Origin of the sequence: Mycobacterium asiaticum (assembly GCF_001673635.1) — a bacterium.
Classification (GTDB): Bacteria; Actinomycetota; Actinomycetes; order Mycobacteriales; family Mycobacteriaceae; genus Mycobacterium; species Mycobacterium asiaticum_C.
Window position 1 is genome coordinate 21,790 of record NZ_LZMH01000023.1, and the last position, 16,220, is coordinate 38,009.

General features: G+C 67.3%; 10 protein-coding genes, 1 pseudogene and 1 riboswitch. Of the genes and pseudogenes, 5 read left to right on the top strand and 6 right to left on the bottom strand.

What is annotated here, in order from left to right; genetic code table 11:
• On the bottom strand, window positions 1–552 hold the full coding sequence (locus A5645_RS05445) for a hypothetical protein (protein ID WP_253866855.1): 552 nt from the start codon (window positions 550–552) through the stop codon (window positions 1–3).
• Between the two features lie 164 nt (window positions 553–716).
• On the opposite strand from A5645_RS05445, the gene A5645_RS05450 reads away from it, so the two are divergent.
• Together A5645_RS05450 and A5645_RS05455 are read left to right on the top strand one after the other, a co-directional pair.
• The gene (locus tag A5645_RS05450) at window positions 717–1,490 is read left to right on the top strand and encodes an enoyl-CoA hydratase-related protein (RefSeq protein ID WP_065037293.1); all 774 of its coding nucleotides are present in this window, start codon (window positions 717–719) and stop codon (window positions 1,488–1,490) included.
• Window positions 1,491–1,753: 263 nt separating this feature from the next.
• A complete protein-coding gene (locus tag A5645_RS05455; protein ID WP_065128943.1) occupies window positions 1,754–3,757 on the top strand; it encodes an acyltransferase family protein in 2,004 nt (667 codons plus the stop codon).
• A gap of 9 nt (window positions 3,758–3,766) precedes the next feature.
• Here the strand turns inward: A5645_RS05455 and A5645_RS05460 are convergent, their stop codons facing one another.
• The gene (locus A5645_RS05460; protein WP_065128776.1) at window positions 3,767–4,426 is read right to left on the bottom strand and encodes an O-methyltransferase; all 660 of its coding nucleotides are present in this window, start codon (window positions 4,424–4,426) and stop codon (window positions 3,767–3,769) included.
• Window positions 4,427–4,499: 73 nt separating this feature from the next.
• A riboswitch (M-box (ykoK) riboswitch) is annotated at window positions 4,500–4,673 on the top strand.
• 448 nt (window positions 4,674–5,121) lie between these two features.
• Between A5645_RS05460 and A5645_RS05465 the strand changes: the two are divergent.
• A pseudogene (locus A5645_RS05465) lies at window positions 5,122–6,791 on the top strand (NRAMP family divalent metal transporter).
• A 15-nt stretch (window positions 6,792–6,806) separates the two neighbouring features.
• On the opposite strand, the gene car reads toward A5645_RS05465, so the two are convergent.
• Together car and A5645_RS05475 are read right to left on the bottom strand one after the other, a co-directional pair.
• Window positions 6,807–10,322 (bottom strand): carboxylic acid reductase, encoded by a 3,516-nt coding sequence (car, locus tag A5645_RS05470; RefSeq protein ID WP_065128778.1) that lies wholly within the window; start codon window positions 10,320–10,322, stop codon window positions 6,807–6,809.
• A 107-nt stretch (window positions 10,323–10,429) separates the two neighbouring features.
• Entirely contained in the window at window positions 10,430–11,185 is a 756-nt protein-coding gene (locus A5645_RS05475; protein WP_065037316.1) for a L,D-transpeptidase, read from the bottom strand.
• A 191-nt stretch (window positions 11,186–11,376) separates the two neighbouring features.
• On the opposite strand from A5645_RS05475, the gene A5645_RS05480 reads away from it, so the two are divergent.
• Window positions 11,377–12,309 carry a LysR family transcriptional regulator gene (locus tag A5645_RS05480; protein WP_065128944.1) on the top strand — a complete coding sequence of 311 codons (933 nt, stop codon included), beginning with the start codon at window positions 11,377–11,379 and terminating at the stop codon, window positions 12,307–12,309.
• Here A5645_RS05480 and oxc read toward each other — a convergent pair.
• Window positions 12,293–13,987 (bottom strand): oxalyl-CoA decarboxylase, encoded by a 1,695-nt coding sequence (gene oxc, locus A5645_RS05485; protein ID WP_065128780.1) that lies wholly within the window; start codon window positions 13,985–13,987, stop codon window positions 12,293–12,295. The genes A5645_RS05480 and oxc overlap by 17 nt on opposite strands.
• Before the next feature lie 173 nt (window positions 13,988–14,160).
• Here oxc and A5645_RS05490 point away from each other — a divergent pair, with 173 nt between their 5' ends.
• Window positions 14,161–15,753 carry a FadD7 family fatty acid--CoA ligase gene (locus tag A5645_RS05490; protein WP_065128782.1) on the top strand — a complete coding sequence of 531 codons (1,593 nt, stop codon included), beginning with the start codon at window positions 14,161–14,163 and terminating at the stop codon, window positions 15,751–15,753.
• On the opposite strand, the gene A5645_RS05495 is transcribed toward A5645_RS05490, so the two are convergent.
• Window positions 15,734–16,219 (bottom strand): DUF2231 domain-containing protein, encoded by a 486-nt coding sequence (locus A5645_RS05495; RefSeq protein ID WP_065128784.1) that lies wholly within the window; start codon window positions 16,217–16,219, stop codon window positions 15,734–15,736. The two genes, A5645_RS05490 and A5645_RS05495, sit on opposite strands and share 20 nt — an antisense overlap.
• Window position 16,220: the final 1 nt, after the last annotated feature.

The window sequence follows — 16,220 nt, forward strand, 5'->3', positions numbered from 1 at the left end:
CTATCCGGCGGCGTACACCCGGTAGAAGTAGGGCAGGTTGTCCGGCTCGCCGTAGTCGACGCGCTTGAAGGCCTTGCTGATCGGGTTGGCATGGGCGCCGGTGTCGGGGTGGTAAACCGTCAGGGCGCCCAGGTGCTGGGCCAGGTGATCAGGTGTGTCCACCCACACGTAACCGGCATTGCGGACCATCACCTCGCCGACGTAGCAGCCGAACAGAAAAATCGACTCGGCCATGATGTCCGAACCCGGCTCGCGGAACACTTCCAGCATGGCGTCGACGTACTCGAGCGAATCCGGGCTGTAGTCGAGTTCGACGCCGGAGACGGTACGCGCGGCATCGGCGGCGTGTCCGGCCAGTTCGGCGGCCGCGGCCGGCGTCGGCAGAATCGGGAGCCGCAGGGCCCGACCGACCCACGGCGGCCCGGCGTGGGTCTTCGGCGGGACGTAGTCGCGGGTGGCCCGGGTGGGAGAAACAGGCTCTGAACCGGACTCCGAAACGGGCTCCGAAGAAGCCGTCGCGACGGCCTTGTCGCGCCGGGAGAACCACCCCATTTTCCGTTGCCTTCTGTTCGTTCTTCTTCAAACCGCATCCACGATACGGCGTTACCATCCGCTACGTTGATATATCAAATACATTTATGTATATTATCACCGCGAGCGATAACGGTGCCGGAGTCGAGCGATAACGATGCTGGAGTGATGAAAGGAGGCGCGGAGTGGACGAACTCTCGGCTACCGTCGCGGGTGGTGTGCTGTCGGTGACGATCAACCGGCCCGAGCACCTCAACACGTTGACGGTTCCCGTCCTGGCCGGCCTCGCCGATGTCCTGGAAGCCGCGGCCGCCGACCAGCGGGTAAAGGTGGTGCGCCTGAGCGGGGCGGGTCGCAGCTTCAGCGCCGGGGCCAGCATGAAAGTCGACGACTGGCACGGGGCCGGCGCGGCAATCGACATCACCGTGCAGGCCAACCGCGCGGTGCGCGCGGTCACCGCGATGCCGCAGCCGGTGGTCGCCGTCGTGCAGGGCCCGGTGGCGGGCAACGGTGTCTCCCTGGCCCTGGCGTGTGACCTCGTGGTCGCCTCCGAGCGGGCGGTCTTCACCATGGGCGTCACCAAGGTCGGGCTGATGCCCGACGCCGGCGCTTCGGCGCTGCTGGCCGCCGCGGCGGGGCGGGCCCGGGCTATGCGGATGGTGCTACTGAACGAACGCCTGACGGCGGCTCAAGTAGCGGCCTGGGGTCTGATCGCTGCTGTCTGTCCGCACGGTGAGCTGGAGGCCGAGACGAACCGCATCATTGAGCTGTTGCTGTCGGGTCCTGCGCCGGCGTTCGCCAAGACGAAAGCGGCGATCAACGCCGTGGCGCTGGCCGACCTCGAGCCCGCACTTCAACGGGAGATGACGGGTCAGGCCGAATTGGTGCGAACGAACGACTTCATCGAGGGCGCGACAGCATTTCTGCAACGCCGTCCGGCTGCCTTCACCGGCACCTGAGCGGACCGGTTCGCCGAAGCAAATCCGTTGCGCGTCTTCGGTATCCCGCGTGTCGTACGCGTTTCCGGGCGCCTCGCCTTTAAACTTTCTCGGATCAAGAGGAGGGGCAGCGACGTATCGGCATCAAATACGGCGCCGGACGGCAAGGCGGTCAGGGCGCGCTGACAGCGAGCACTGAGTCGGGCGGAAACAACCCCGCACCGGCGCTTTCCGCATCAAAACGTGCAGCCAAGCGTGCGGCGAAACCGCGCTGGGTGACGCCGGTGCGCCGGGTCGGCCGGCTTGCGGTCTGGGACCGGCCGGAGCGGCAAAACGGCATTCCCGCCCTGGATGGGCTGCGCGCCATCGCCGTTGCGCTGGTTCTGGTCGGGCACGGCGGCATCCCGGGTGTCGGCGGCGGATTCATCGGTGTCGACGTCTTCTTCGTCCTGTCCGGGTTCCTGATCACCTCCCTGCTACTCGACGAGCTGGGACGCTCCGGGCGCATCGACCTCACCGGCTTCTGGATCCGCCGCGCCCGCCGGTTGCTGCCGGCGCTACTGCTGATGGTGCTCACCGTTGGAGTAGCCCGCGAGTTTCTGCCTTACCAGGCGCAGAACGGATTGCGCGGCGACGCGATCGCGGCGTTCCTGTGGGTCGCCAACTGGCGGTTCGTGGCCCAGCAGACCGACTACTTCACCCAGGGCGCCCCGCCCTCGCCACTGCAACACACCTGGTCTCTAGGCGTGGAAGAGCAGTATTACTTTGTCTGGCCGCTGCTGCTGATCGGTGTGACGCTGTTGCTGGCCGCGCGCGCCAAGCGCTACTTCGCCAAGATCACCGTGGGACACGTGCGGTTAGCCGCGTTCCTCATCGCCACCCTGGGCGCCCTGGCGTCAGCCGCCGCCGCGATCGTGTTCACCTCGGACGCCACCCGCGACCGGATCTACTTCGGCACCGACACCCGTGCGCAGGCGTTGCTGGTCGGTGCCGCCGCGTCGGCTCTGCTGGTTCGGGACTGGCCGTCGCTGAACCGGGGCTGGTGTCTGATCCGCAGCCGATGGGGGCGGCGGATCGCCCGGGTGCTGCCGCTGGTCGGTTTGGCCGCGCTGGCCGCGATCACCCACTTCGCGACCGGCAGCGCCGGCGAGTTCCGCCATGGCCTGCTGATCGCGGTGGCCATCGCCGCCGTCCTGGTGGTCGCTCCCGTCGCGCTCGAACAGCGTGGCGCGGTGTCCCGGGTGTTGGCCTGGGGCCCGCTGGTGTGGCTGGGCACCATCTCTTACGGCGTCTACCTCTGGCACTGGCCGATCTTCCTCGCGCTCAACGGCGAGCGCACCGGATGGTCGGGGCTGAGCCTGTTCAGCGCGCGCTGTGCCGCCACCGTCGTTGTGGCGGCGGTGTCCTGGTGGGCAATCGAACAACCGATCCGGCGCTGGCGGCCGCAACGGGTGCCGCTGTTGCCGCTCGCCGCGGCCACCGTGGCAAGCGCCGCCGCGGCGACGATCATGGTGGTCCCGGTCGGCACGGGACTGCGCGAAGTCGGCCTGCCGCCGGGCGTGTCGGCGGTGGCCGCGGTGTCCCCGTCGCCGCCGGGCGCCGTCCTGGCACCGCCACCCGGGCCGCGAGACCCCAACCAGCCGTTCACCGTTTCGGTGTTCGGCGACTCGATCGGGTGGACGATGATGCACTACCTGCCGCCGACGCCCGGCTTCAAGTTTCTCGACCACACCGTCATCGGCTGCAGCCTGGTGCGCGGCACGCCGTACCGGTACATCGGTCAAACCCTGGAGCAGCGACCGGAATGCGACGGCTGGCCGGGCCGCTGGGCGACACAGATCAGCCAGGACCGCCCCGACGTCGCGCTGCTCGTGATCGGCCGCTGGGAGACCGTTGACCGGGTCAACGAAGGCAAGTGGACCCACATCGGCGACCCGACCTTCGACGCCTACCTCGAATTCGAGCTGAACCGCGCACTGGACATCGTGGGCTCCACCGGCGTGCGCGTCATGGTCGCCACCGTGCCCTACAGTCGGGGCGGGGAGAAGCCCGACGGCCGGCTGTACCCCGAGGACCAGCCCGATCGGGTCAACCAGTGGAACACCATGCTGCGCAACGCGATCGGACAGCGCCCCAACGTCGGGATCGTGGATCTGAACAAAAAGCTGTGCCCCGACGGCGTTTACACCGCGAAGGTCGACGGCATCAAGGTGCGCAGCGACGGCGTGCACCTCACCCCGGAAGGGGTGAAATGGTTGTTGCCGTGGCTGGAGGAGTCAGTCCGATGACAAGTGGGCCTAGGCGCCTGTCCAGCAGCTGAGTTCCATGCTGTCACTGGCCCGTGCCGGGAAGTTGAAGCTCACGTAGCCGTTGTCCGGATTCCGGACGTGGTCGAGATAGCTGCGCGTGTCCGCGGCCTCGGTGTTGTCCGCAATGACCAGCGCACCGGGTGACAGCGACGGCTCGAGCAGCTGGATTACCTTCAGGTACAGGTCTTTCCAGCCGTCCAGCAACACGAAATCGATAGTTCCGTCCAACTCGGCCAGGGTGGCCAGTGCATCGCCTTCCAGAATCGTGATGACGTCGTCGAGCCCGGTGTCGGCGAAAGTCTGCTTCGCCGCTGCGATCTTGGTCTCGCTGAGTTCGGTGGTGACGACTCGACCGGTGCCGTTGTCTCGCACCCCGGCGGCCAGGTGCAGCGCCGAGATGCCGAACGACATGCCGAACTCGACGATCGTGCCGGGGCGGGTGGCGCGGACCAGTCCGTAGAGCAACCGGCCGGCCTCGGGCGTCACCGGGATGTAGAACTCGCTCATCGCTTCGGTGCGCTCCTGCACGGTCATCGGCCGGCTGAACTCGCCCTGTCTGTCCCGCAGCAGCGTCATCTGGTCCTGGGCGGCGGTGTACATCCGGTCGAGCATCGAGGCGACCCTGGGGTCTCGCAATGTGTTGGCCATGGCCACGACAGTAGGCCTGTGTGCGACGGCTGCGTTTGACGAGTGTGCATCCCGGTGCCAACATGGGAGGCTGCAAGCACCTCGGTAGGTGAGGCGTCTGCACGGATACAGGCCACTGACCCCGAACGTCGAAAGACGCCCCGGGTCAGGACAGCTCTTCCCGGCCTAAGGGTTGAGCCCAAGTGGCTTCCGGTCCCCGGGCCGGATACGCCGTGCAGTGCCAAAGCTCCGACGAGAGGGGTGCGTCCGCTCGGCGGCTGTGGCTGCCGAGTGTCGCCCCTTTCGTTCAGGTGATAGTGGTGACACCCCCGTGTGTCCTGGCCGTGAGGAGGTGAGGGCGAGATGAGCGTGCCTTGTCCAGGCGATAGTCCCCATGCCATATCCATCGCGTCCCGATCCGGCTCCGGCCTTCCTGCTGCCTGAGTTCCTGCCTCCCATGCCTGCACTGTTGCGGGAATGACGCACGCCGGTCGGGCTTTCCGTCAGGAGCAGACCTATGACCACAGCGACAACAGCGACGACAGCCACACTCCACCTCGTTCCGGCACCCCGTCCCGCGCTGCGCCGCCGCGCAATTCGCCGCCTGTGTCGTCGCTTGGGCGAGGCCTGGACCGCAGCACTCGAGATGACGCCGCAGGACCGGGCCAACGCATACGTGGCCCGGATGCCGGTCGCGATGATCGCCGACTTATTCCATGACTGCGATCTCGAGCGAGAGCCGGTTACTGCCAACCCTTTCCGAGCCGCTGGACTCGGCACACACGGGAGACATCGTCGGGGCGTTCGGCCGCATCGGCCGGGATGCCGCCGTCGCCGGTCGTTGGCGCCGCCTGCGCACGCTGATGGTGATCAGCGGTCCCGGGCTGATCGCAATGGTCGGTGACAACGACGCCGGTGGTGTCGCGACGTACGCGCAGGCCGGGCAGAACTACGGGATGGCCCTGCTGTGGACGCTGGCATTGATGATTCCCGTGCTCTATGTCAACCAGGAGATGGTGTTACGGCTGGGCGCGGTCACCCGGGTCGGGCACGCGCGCCTGGTATTCGAACGGTTCGGCAAATTCTGGGGCGCGTTCAGCGTCATCGATCTGTTAGTCCTGAACGCTTTGACGATCGTCACCGAATTCATCGGCGTCGCATTGGCGTTGGGGTTCCTGGGCTGCCCGAAGATCGTGGCGATCCCCGTCGCGGCCGTGCTGTTGTTCGCCGTGGTGGCCGGTGGCTCGTTCCGGCGCTGGGAGGCACTGATGTTCGTGCTGATCGCGGTGAACGTGGTGATGATCCCGATGATCCTGTTCGTGCATCCCACCTGGAAAGAGACGGTGCACGGACTGGCCCCGCAGTTCCGGGCGGGCTCAACTCCACGGTGCTGTTGCTGGTCGTGGCGATCGTGGGCACCACGGTGGCGCCCTGGCAGTTGTTCTTCCAGCAGTCCAATGTGGTGGACAAGCGCATCACCACCCGTTGGATTCCCTATGCGCGAGCCGATTTGGTGCTGGGCATCGTCGTGGTGATGGCCGGGGCGACAGCGCTGATGGCGGTGACCGCGTTCGGATTGTCCGGCGACGCCGACGTGGGCGCCTTCACCGACGCCGGCGCCGTGGCATCGGGTCTGGCGCACCGGTTCGGCAGCACGGTGGGAGTCCTGTTCGCGATCATCCTGCTGGACGCATCCCTGATCGGCGCCAACGCCATTGGACTGGCCACCACCTACGCCGTGGGTGACGCGATGGGCAGGCGGCACTCCCTGCACTGGAAGATCGGCGAGGCCCCGTTGTTCTATGGTGCCTACGCCCTGCTGCTAGCAGTGTCCGCGGCTATCGCGTTCAGCCCCGACCACGTGCTGGGCTTGGTGACCCAGGGCGTGCAGGCGCTCGCCGGTGTGTTGCTGCCCTCGGCGACGGTGTTCCTAGTCCTGTTGTGCAACGACCGCGATGTGCTGGGCCCGTGGGTGAACACATTGCGGCAGAACATCTTCGCGTGGACAACCGTGTGGTGCCTGGTGCTGCTGTCCTTGGCGTTGACGGCGGCAACCTTCTTCCCGAAGCTGTCCACGGCGACCATCGAGATCGGGCTCATTGCCGGCGCGGCCGCCGGAGTCGTGGGCGGTGCCGTGGTGGTCCTGGCCGGCCGCCGTTATGACCGGCCGATCGGCGGTGACCATTTTACTGTGAAGCTGAGGCGTGCCGAGCGTCGCGAAATTCGCCGACGGGAACTCGCCGACTGGCGCACTCCCGCGCTTGCGACACTTGCCCGGCCGGCCATGTCACCGGCGCGGCGGGCCGGTTTGTTGACGCTGCGCGGCTATCTGGTCCTGGCCGTGGTGCTGGTGGTGGTCAAGGTGATCCAGACCGGGGTGGCCTGAAGGCCGCGGTTTCGCTCAGACGAGACCGAGCAGCTTCAGATCGGCGACGTACTTGTCGATCAGGGCCGCGGAAAGGTGTGGAATGTCCTTGTCCGAACCGATTTTCGCGTCCTGCACCGCGGTGCGGAATACGTCGGTAGGCGCCGGCGCTCCGGGCAAGGGTTGCTGGGGAATGCGGTAGGAATCCAGCAACGGCAGTAGCGAGTATTGGCGCTGGCCCTCGGGCAACGCCCGTAGCGCGGTCTCGAAGCGGCTCAGCCACTCGTCGTAGTCGGCGATACGCCGGATGTCATTGCCGCCCTTGATCAGCCAGTCCACGAACACATCGAGCGAGATGCCGTCGTCGTGCGGGTTCATCACGTCGAACGAATGGTAGGCGTCGGTCGCCTGCGCGCCGAGCGTGGTGACCGCCTCGGCCACGAAGTCGGCCGGCAACCCGTCGTAGTGGGCGCGCGGACGGGGACCTCCCGGGACGGTCCGGTAGAAACTCTCCGGCGCGATACCGGTTACCAGCAAGCTGAAGATCAACCGGGTGAACGCATCCGGGACGTTCAACTGACCCGGGAAGTCACTGTGGGCCAGAATCATGTCCGAGCGGAACACCGCCGCCGGCAGGCCGCACAAATCGTGTGCTTCGCGCAGCAGCACCTCACCGGCCCACTTGCTGTTCGCGTATCCGTTGGCGTAGCTGTCGTCGATGGTGCGCACCGGGCTGACGGTCCGGATGTCGCCGTCTTCGTCGAACGTGTCGACGGTCATGGCGACCGCCACCGTCGACAGGTAGGTGATCGGCTTGATTCGGCCGGTGATCGCCAGGCGGATCACCTCGGCGGTACCGACCACGTTGGGCCCAAACAACTGATCGTAGGGCAGCACGTGGTTGACCAGCGCGGCCGGATGCACGATCAGATCCACGGTATCGGCGAGCCGCTGCCAAACCTCCTCGGACAGGCCGAGATTGGGTTCGCCGATGTCGCCGACGACGATCTCGAGATGGTCGGCCGCCAGTGCCCGGAACTTCTCCAGCAGCTCGGGATCCCCGGCGCGGTACGCATCCTCGAGTCGCTGCCGGGCCGCTGTTTCGTCGGCGCCCCGCAGGACTGAGATAAGACGTCCGCCGGTCTCGGCGAGCCGCTCCAGCCATTCCAGCGCCAGGAAACGCCCGAGGTACCCGTTGGCTCCGGTCAGCAGCACCGTCTGCCGCGTCCCGGTGATGTGGGGCAGCGAGCCGGCAACGGCCAGGGTGGCCGCATCGATGAACTTGTCCAGCGTCAGGTCGGCAGCCCGGGCCTGTGCCGCGCCCCGGCCATGCACGTTGGCGAAAGTGGGTCGCTTCGAGGCTGATTCACGTTCGGCCGCCACGTAGTCGGCGATCTGGGCCAGATTGCTGGTTGGCCCGATGATCAAACCCACTGGAACCTCGACGTTAAAGATGTCGCGCAGCAGGTTGGAGAACGTCAGTGCCGACAGGGAATCGCCGCCGAGATCGGTGAAGTGCTCATCGGGCCCGGGTGCACCGCCGACCAGGCCAAGCAGGGCCTCGGCCCCGCGTGCCACGGTATCGATAACCGGCCGCTCGCCCGCACTTTCGCGCAACGACCGCAACTCGGCCACCCGGGTATCGGCCAGCTCGGCATACCGCCGCTCGAGCCGTTCGCCGTAGTGCTCCTTGAGCTTGGGGCGCAGCAGCTTGCCGACCCCGGACAGCAGCCCGTTGTCGGAGCTGAACGGCTCGAGCTCGACCAGGAAATCCGCGGGCACCTCGTAGGATTGCAGCTCCGCGGATTTGGCTGTCTGGCGCAGGGATTCACTCAACGCGGCCTTGAGGGCGGCGTCGTCATCGCCGAACCGCTGCAGTGCCTCGGTGGTGGGTACCACTACGGCCAGCAGATACGGGCGTTCGCTGTTGCCGTAGACGAAAATCTGCCGGACCAGCGGCGCGCTGGCGAAGATCGCCTCCAGTCGGGCCACGGCGACGAACTCGCCCTGCGCCAGCTTCAAGACGTTGTTGCGCCGGTCGACATAGGCCAGTCGGTCCGGTTCGAGTTCGGCCATCACATCGCCGGTCCGGTAATACCCGTCCGGGTCGAATGCGTTGGCGGTCACGTCGGGCCGCTTGTAGTACCCGGAGAAGGACGTCGCCGACTTCACCAGCAGCTCACCGCGTGGAAACGGTTTGTCGGTAAGGAAATAACCGAGCTCGGGGACGTCGATCAGCTTGTAGTCGATCACCGGTGGCTTGGTCACCAGGCCGTCCTTGGCGACCATGCCGACTTCGGTCAGGCCGTAGCCGTCCAGCAGATGCACGTCGAGGCAGGTCTCGATGAAGGTTCGCATCTCCGCCGCCAGCGGGGCGGTACCGGTGAAGCTCGTGACTACCCGCCCCCCGAGTACCTGCTCGCGCAATTCTTCCCGGGCCGCCGCCTCGGCCGCATCGACGTCGGCTCCGTCGAAGACTCGCCGGTCCACGGCGCTCTGGTAGCTCTGATAGAGCATCTCGGCGACCCTCGGGACCAAACCCATCTCGGTGGGACGCACCAGGTTCCAGTCCTCGAACAGCGTGGACAGGTCGCTTTCCGGGACGAAGTAGCTGGTGCCGCCGGCCTGGAACGCCGAGGACAGCGGGATGCGGCCGCCGAGGTGATTCAGCGGCATGAAGTTCACGTTGAACACCGGAATGTGGTCGTATCTCGGCATCAACTCGTTGGTCCAGATCTTGACCACCATTCGCTCGGAATACATTGCGCCCTTGGGCAACCCGGTGCTGCCGGAGGTGTACATGATCATGGCCAGCCGTTGGTCGGTGTCGCCGGTGTACATCGTTGCGGGTGACAATGCGCGTCCGTGCGCGATCACGTCGGTCAGGATCTCGATGGTCACAGTCAGGCCGGCCTCGGCGAACCTGGCGCGGGCCCGCTCCAATCCGTCCCGGTGGTCGTCGATCTCGGGCCGGTAGTCGAAGACCACCAGGCGGCGTACGGACTTGATGCCGGCGGCGGCTTCGGTGGCCAGGTCCAGGTAATCGGCACTGGCCGCCAATGTCTGCGGTTCGACCTCGGCCAGGATGGGCTGCAATCGCGACGCGGTGGTGTTGTGCTGCAACGGCACGGCCACCAGCCCCAGATAGCCACAGACCAGATCGACGGTCAGGTACTCCACACTTGCGAACCCGACGGTCGCCACGAAATCCCCGGGCGCGCTCGGATTGACCGGGTCGTGCTGCCAGGCCGCCGCAATCGCCTGCACGTTGGCCCACAGGTCGCGGTAGGTGATGGTGTCGAATCGGGGCAGCAGTCGCGCGACCGTGCGGCCGGTGGCCGGATCGGTGGTGAGTTCCGATGCCCGCCAGCCCATCGCGGGACGGTCGGCGTAGCCGTCGACCAACGTCTGGATCACCTGCGGCAACCGCAACCCGGGCTGCCGTGCCGCGGCGCGGATCGCGGGATCGGGTTCGGCCCGCCGGAACTGCTCGTCCTCTGCGAAAAGTCGCTGAATGCGTTGGTTGAGTCGATGTTCCTGCGGACCGGTCATGGTCAGCCTTTCGTTCGCTTCGCTATCTAGCGCAAACCGATCGACCGCAGTCCGTCTTCCGGGTCAAGGGTGTGACCGTCGCCACACCCGCGTTATCGCGAGTGGATTCAGGCCACCACGTTGATCGGGTCGCCGATCGTGACCATGTTGAAGTACCAGGCCGCGTTGTCCGGGCTCAGGTTGATGCAGCCGTGACTGACATTGGCATAGCCCTGCGAGTTCACCGACCACGGCGCCGAGTGGACGTACACCCCACTGCCGGTGACCCGCACCGCGTATTGGGCGGTGATCAGGTAACCGTCCGAGGAATTCAGCGGGATGCCGATGGTGCGGGAGTCCATCACGACCGAGCGTTCCTTCGACATGGCGTTGAAATTGCCGATCGGCGTGGGCCGGCTCGGCTTGCCCATCGAGGCCGGCATGGTGCGCAGCACTTCGCCGTTGCGGCTGACGGTGAATGTGTGAGCGGAGATGCTGGCGACCCCCAGCAGGGCGTCACCCGTCTCGAAACCCTCGGTCAACTCCTGCACACCTACCGAGATCCGGGTGTGCGCGGGCCAGTACTGATCCGGGATCCATTGCACGACATTGCCATCCAGCCACTGGTAGTGACCGGTGATGTTGGCCGGTGCGCCGACGTGGATGGCTCGTTCGGCGGCGCGACGGTCGATTACCGGCGCGGCGAACATCACCTCGACCGGGGCGCCCACGCCCACAACGGCCCCATCGGACGGGAAGATCGATGCCACCGCGGGCAACGGATGTGGCACCGGGACGGCGCCGGTGGCCGGACTGCCGGACCCGGCCGCGGCCATCGTCGTGATTGCCACCACCACGAATAGATACCGAACCGCTCGACGCATGGCGTTCACCCTTCGGGTTGGTGCGACAAACACACCCAATATTCTAGTGGTTATCCGTTCGGGGCGGGCCATAGCAAACAATTTCGGCGTAGCCCACGCGGGTTGGTCAGCGGGCTGGCCGGGCCGGGATGGACGCGTTAGCCTCAGCGGGAGCCGGGGCCGGGCCGGGCCCGCCGCCAAAGGAGGTGCGGGTGCTCTTTCGCCAGCTGGAGTACTTCGTCGCCGTGGCCCAGGAGCGCCACTTCGCTCGCGCCGCCGAGAAGTGTTTCGTGTCCCAGCCGGCGCTGTCCGCGGCTATCGCCAAGCTGGAACGCGAACTGAATGTGACGCTGATCCACCGGGGTCACAGCTTCGAGGGCCTGACGCCCGAGGGGGAGCGGTTGGTGGTGTGGGCCAAGCGGATTCTGGCCGAGCATGACGCGTTCAAGGCCGAGGTGCACGCGGTGCAGTCGGGCATCGCCGGAACCCTGCGCCTGGGCACCGTGCCGACCGCCTCGACGACCGCTTCGCTGGTGTTGTCGGCGTTCTGCTCGGCGCACCCCTTGGCAAAGGTGCAAATCAGCTCACGGCTGGCCGCAACCGAGCTGTACCGGCGGCTGCACGAGTTCGAGTTGGACGCGGTGATCGTCCATCCGGCTCCCGAGGCGGGCCAGGACGTGGCATTGGTGCCGCTCTACGACGAACACTATGTGTTGTTGGCCCGCGCGGACATGCTGCCGCCCGGGGCCTCCGGAATGCGGTGGCCGGAGGCGGCGCAACTACCGCTGGCGTTGCTCACGCCGGATATGCGGGACCGACAGGTCATCGACGGGGCCTTCGCCGACCACGGCATCACCGTCCGGCCCCAGGTCGAAACGGACTCGGTGGCCTCCCTGTTCGCGCAGGTGGCCAACGGGAACTGGGCAACCATTGTTCCGCATACCTGGTTGTGGATGACGCCGGCCCGCGGCGAGATCCGGGCGGTCGAGCTGATCGATCCGGCCCTGCGCGCCCCGATTGCGTTGGCCACCATTGCAACCGGGCCGGGATCACCCGTTGCCCGTGCGCTCGTCGCCTCGGCGCAGCAGCTCGCGCTCGACGAGTTCTTCGACGCCCAGTTGCGCGGGCTCACGCAGGGGCGTTAGCCCGGGCCGGGTTGAGGCTGGCGAGATGCCCGCTCTCCACCCCCGCGGCGGGGTCGAGTTCGCAGTCGATGAGTGCGGGCCCCCGCGCGGCCAATGCCTCGGTCAGCGCGGCCTCGAGTTCGGCCGGCTTGGTCACGTGATATCCCTTGCCGCCGAACGCTTCTGCCAGCAGCTCGTGCCGGGCGCCGGCGTTGAGCACGGTGGGTGCCGGGTCGGTCCCGGAGACGGCCTCGTCGCCGCGGTAGACGCCGCCGTTGTTGAGCACGACGACGATGACCGGTAACCGGTAGCGGCAGATGGTCTCGATCTCCATGCCGCTGAAGCCGAATGCGCTGTCGCCCTCGATGGCCACCACGGGCCGCCCGGTCTCGACCGCCGCGGCGATCGCATAGCCCATTCCGATGCCCATCACGCCCCAGGTGCCGGTGTCGAGCCGGTGCCGCGGCAACTCCATCTCGATGACGTTGCGAGCCAGGTCAAGCGCATTGGCTCCCTCGTTGACCACATAGACATCCGGGTTGCTCTGCAGCACAGTCCGAATGGCGCCCAGCGCGTTGTAGAACCGCATCGGGTGCGGATTCTCGGCCAGCCGCTCCCGCATCTTCGCGTCGTTGCGGGCCTTGCGTTCGGCGATCTCGTCAGTCCACGCCGCCGGGGCGCTCACCGGTTGCACGCTCACGGCCTCGAGCAGAGCAGTCATGACCGAGCCGATGTCTCCGGTCAACGGTGCGGCGATCGGCTGATTGCTGTCGAACTCCGACGCGGCGATATCGATCTGGATGAACTCGGCGCCCTCCGACCATTGCGGTGAGTCGCCATGCCCGAGAAGCCAATTCAACCGCGCACCGACCAGTAACACCGCGTCGGCCCGGGCGATCGCCAGGGAGCGCGCGGCGGCAGCCGACTGCGGGTGCGAGTCCGGTAACAGGCCTTTGGCCATCGACATCGGCAGGAAGGGGAACCCGGTGGTCTCGACGAACTGCCGAATCGCGTTGTCGGCCTGGGCATATGCGGCACCCTTGCCCAGCACGATCAGCGGTCGGGAGGCGCGGCCCAGGATGCCCAGCGCACGCTCGACCGCCTCGGGTGCCGGCAGCTGGCGCGGCGCGGGATCCACGACCTGCCAGATCGACGCGGCACCGGCCGCTGCCGGCATGACCTGGCCCAGCACCTCACCTGGGATGTCGAGGTAGACCCCGCCCGGCCGGCCGGAGATCGCGGTGCGGATCGCCCGCGCGACGCCCCGGCCGATGTCCTCGACCCGGCCGATCCGGTACGCCGCCTTGGCGAATGGGCGCGCGGCGTTGAGCTGGTCGAGGTCCTGGTACTCACCGCGTTGCAGGTCCACCAGCGGCCGGGCACTCGACCCGGAGATCTGGATCATCGGGAAACAGTTCGTGGTGGCGTTGGCCAGCGCAGGCAGACCGTTGAGGAACCCGGGCCCGGACGTCGTCAGGCACACGCCGGGCCGTTGGCTCAAGAACCCCGCGGCGGCGGCGGCGTTGCCGGCGGAACCCTCGTGGCGGAAGCCGATGTAGCGGATGCCCGCGGCCTGCGCGGTGCGCGCGAGGTCGGTGATCGGGATTCCGACGACTCCGTAGATGGTGTCGACGCCGTTGGCTTGCAGCGCGTCCACCACGAGCTGAAAGCCGTCGGTCAGGCTGGATTGCGTGGTCATGGTTCCTCACTGTTGTCGCGACACTCGACTATGTCCAAGACCGGATCCTTATTCGACGATTCATGCCGTCTATTGACCATTAGCGGATGGGTATTGGACAGCCCCTGTCGATCACCGGCAGGGTTTCGTTTAGGACACCGGCACGACGCAGGTGCAGCCGGAAGGAGCGAGGGATGACATCGGAACAGATCACCAGCAACCAGGCGCTCGTCGAGCCGACCTCCGGCATCGCCGATCTGATCGCGAGCACGGCCGCACACCTGCCCGACGCGCCCGCCGTCGTCGTCACTGCCGAGCGCGTCCCGGTCAGCTACCGGGACCTGATGCGACTGGTCGACGACCTGGCCGGGCAGCTGACCGCGGCCGGCCTGGCCCAGGGTGACCGGGTGGCGCTGCGGGCGGCCAGCAACGCCGAGTTCGTCGTTGCCCTGTTGGCGGCGTTGCGCGCGAAACTGGTCGTGGTCCCGCTCGACCCGGCGCTGCCGGTCGGTGACCAACGGGCCCGCAGTGAGGCGGTCGGCGCCCGGGTGGTGCTTGTCGACGGCGAGGGTCCGGGAGACAAATCCGAACCGTCGATGCCGTGGTGGCCGATCGCGGTGACCGTCGGCCGCGATGCCGTCAAGCGCGAGCTGTCCGTGCATCTGGACTCGGCCACCGCCGCCAACCCGAGCAGCTCCTCTCCAGAGGGATTGCGGGTGGACGACGCGATGATCATGTTCACCGGCGGGACCACCGGGTTGCCCAAGATGGTCCCGTGGACACACGACAACATCGTCGCCTCGGTCCAGGCGATCATCGCCGGATACGAGTTGGGACCGCAGGACGCGACGGTCGCGGTGATGCCGCTGTACCACGGCCACGGGCTGGTCGCCGCGCTGCTGTCGACGCTGGCGTCGGGTGGTGCGGTGTTGCTGCCGGCTCGCGGACGGTTTTCGGCGCACACCTTTTGGGACGACATCGAGACCGTCAAGGCCACCTGGTACACCGCCGTTCCGACGATTCACCAGATTCTGTTGGAGCGGGTGACGGACGGTGGAGCCGAAAACATCGAGGCCGCTTTGCGTTTCATCCGCAGCTGCAGTGCGCCGTTGACGCCCGAGGTGGCCAAGGCGCTGCAAACCCAATTCTGCGCGCCGGTGTTGTGCGCATTCGGCATGACCGAGGCTACCCATCAGGTCGCCACCACCGGCATCGACCAGGAGGTGAACCCCGCCGCTGCAACGGGTTTGGTGGGCCGCTCCACTGGCCCCGAGATCCGCATCGCCGGCCCGGATGGACAGCCCGTTGCGCCGGGCGCCGTCGGGGAGGTGTGGCTGCGCGGCCGCACCGTGGTGCGCGGTTACCTGGGTGACCCGAAGATCACCGCGGCAAACTTCACCGACGGTTGGCTGCGCACCGGGGACCTGGGAACGCTGTCGCAGGACGGGGATCTGAGCATCCGCGGCCGGATCAAGGAACTCATCAACCGGGGCGGGGAGAAGATTTCGCCCGAACGGGTCGAGGGTGTGCTGGCCACCCACCCGAACGTGCTGGAAGTCGGGGTGTTCGGGGTGCCGCACCCGATGTACGGGGAAGCGGTCGCCGCGGTCATCGTGCCCCGGGACAGTGCCCCGAGCGCCGACGAACTCATCGAGTTCTGCCGGGACCGGCTGGCGCCCTTCGAAATCCCGGCAATCTTCCAGGTGGCCGACGAGCTGCCGCACACCGCCAAAGGCTCGCTGGACCGCCGCGCCGTCGCGCAGCGCTTCAGCCCGGGGACCGACTGACGGACGCGGCCGCGACGCTGCCCCACGCGGCCCGCGCGCCCGAATCCCCGACCCGGTAGGTCTGTACCAGCGTCGCGGCCGCGGCGGCGACCACGAGCACGGCGATCACTGCGTGCGCAGCGGGTTTCACGGTTCGGCCGCGGGCCAGGCGTAGATGCACGACGGCCAACAGGGTGACGGCGACGACCAGTGCCGAGGCGAAGTAGGCCAGCGTCTCACCCAGCGCCGCGTGCCGGGCCAGCGACGGTGAATCGCCGACTTTGCCGGCCAGCCAGCTACCCGAGGACGTGGTCAACGGCGTGACGGCCAGGGTTACGGCCGCCAGCACCAGGGTTAGCCAGATGAACCGTCGGCGCGCCGCCGCCCACACCGCACACAGGATCGCCAGGATCGCCGCCAGCGGACCGAGCACCACAACGAGGTGATTGAGCAGGATGTGCGCCGGGAGTCCGTCGACCGTCGACATC

Bases quoted from the DNA above. Each gene is read 5' to 3' on its own strand.
- A5645_RS05475 (WP_065037316.1), bottom strand. From the start codon at position 11,185: ATGCGTCGAGCGGTTCGGTATCTATTCGTGGTGGTGGCAATCACGACG.
- A5645_RS05490 (WP_065128782.1), top strand. From the start codon at position 14,161: ATGACATCGGAACAGATCACCAGCAACCAGGCGCTCGTCGAGCCGACC.
- A5645_RS05460 (WP_065128776.1), bottom strand. From the start codon at position 4,426: ATGGCCAACACATTGCGAGACCCCAGGGTCGCCTCGATGCTCGACCGG.
- A5645_RS05495 (WP_065128784.1), bottom strand. From the start codon at position 16,219: ATGTCGACGGTCGACGGACTCCCGGCGCACATCCTGCTCAATCACCTC.
- A5645_RS05445 (WP_253866855.1), bottom strand. From the start codon at position 552: ATGGGGTGGTTCTCCCGGCGCGACAAGGCCGTCGCGACGGCTTCTTCG.
- car (WP_065128778.1), bottom strand. From the start codon at position 10,322: ATGACCGGTCCGCAGGAACATCGACTCAACCAACGCATTCAGCGACTT.
- oxc (WP_065128780.1), bottom strand. From the start codon at position 13,987: ATGACCACGCAATCCAGCCTGACCGACGGCTTTCAGCTCGTGGTGGAC.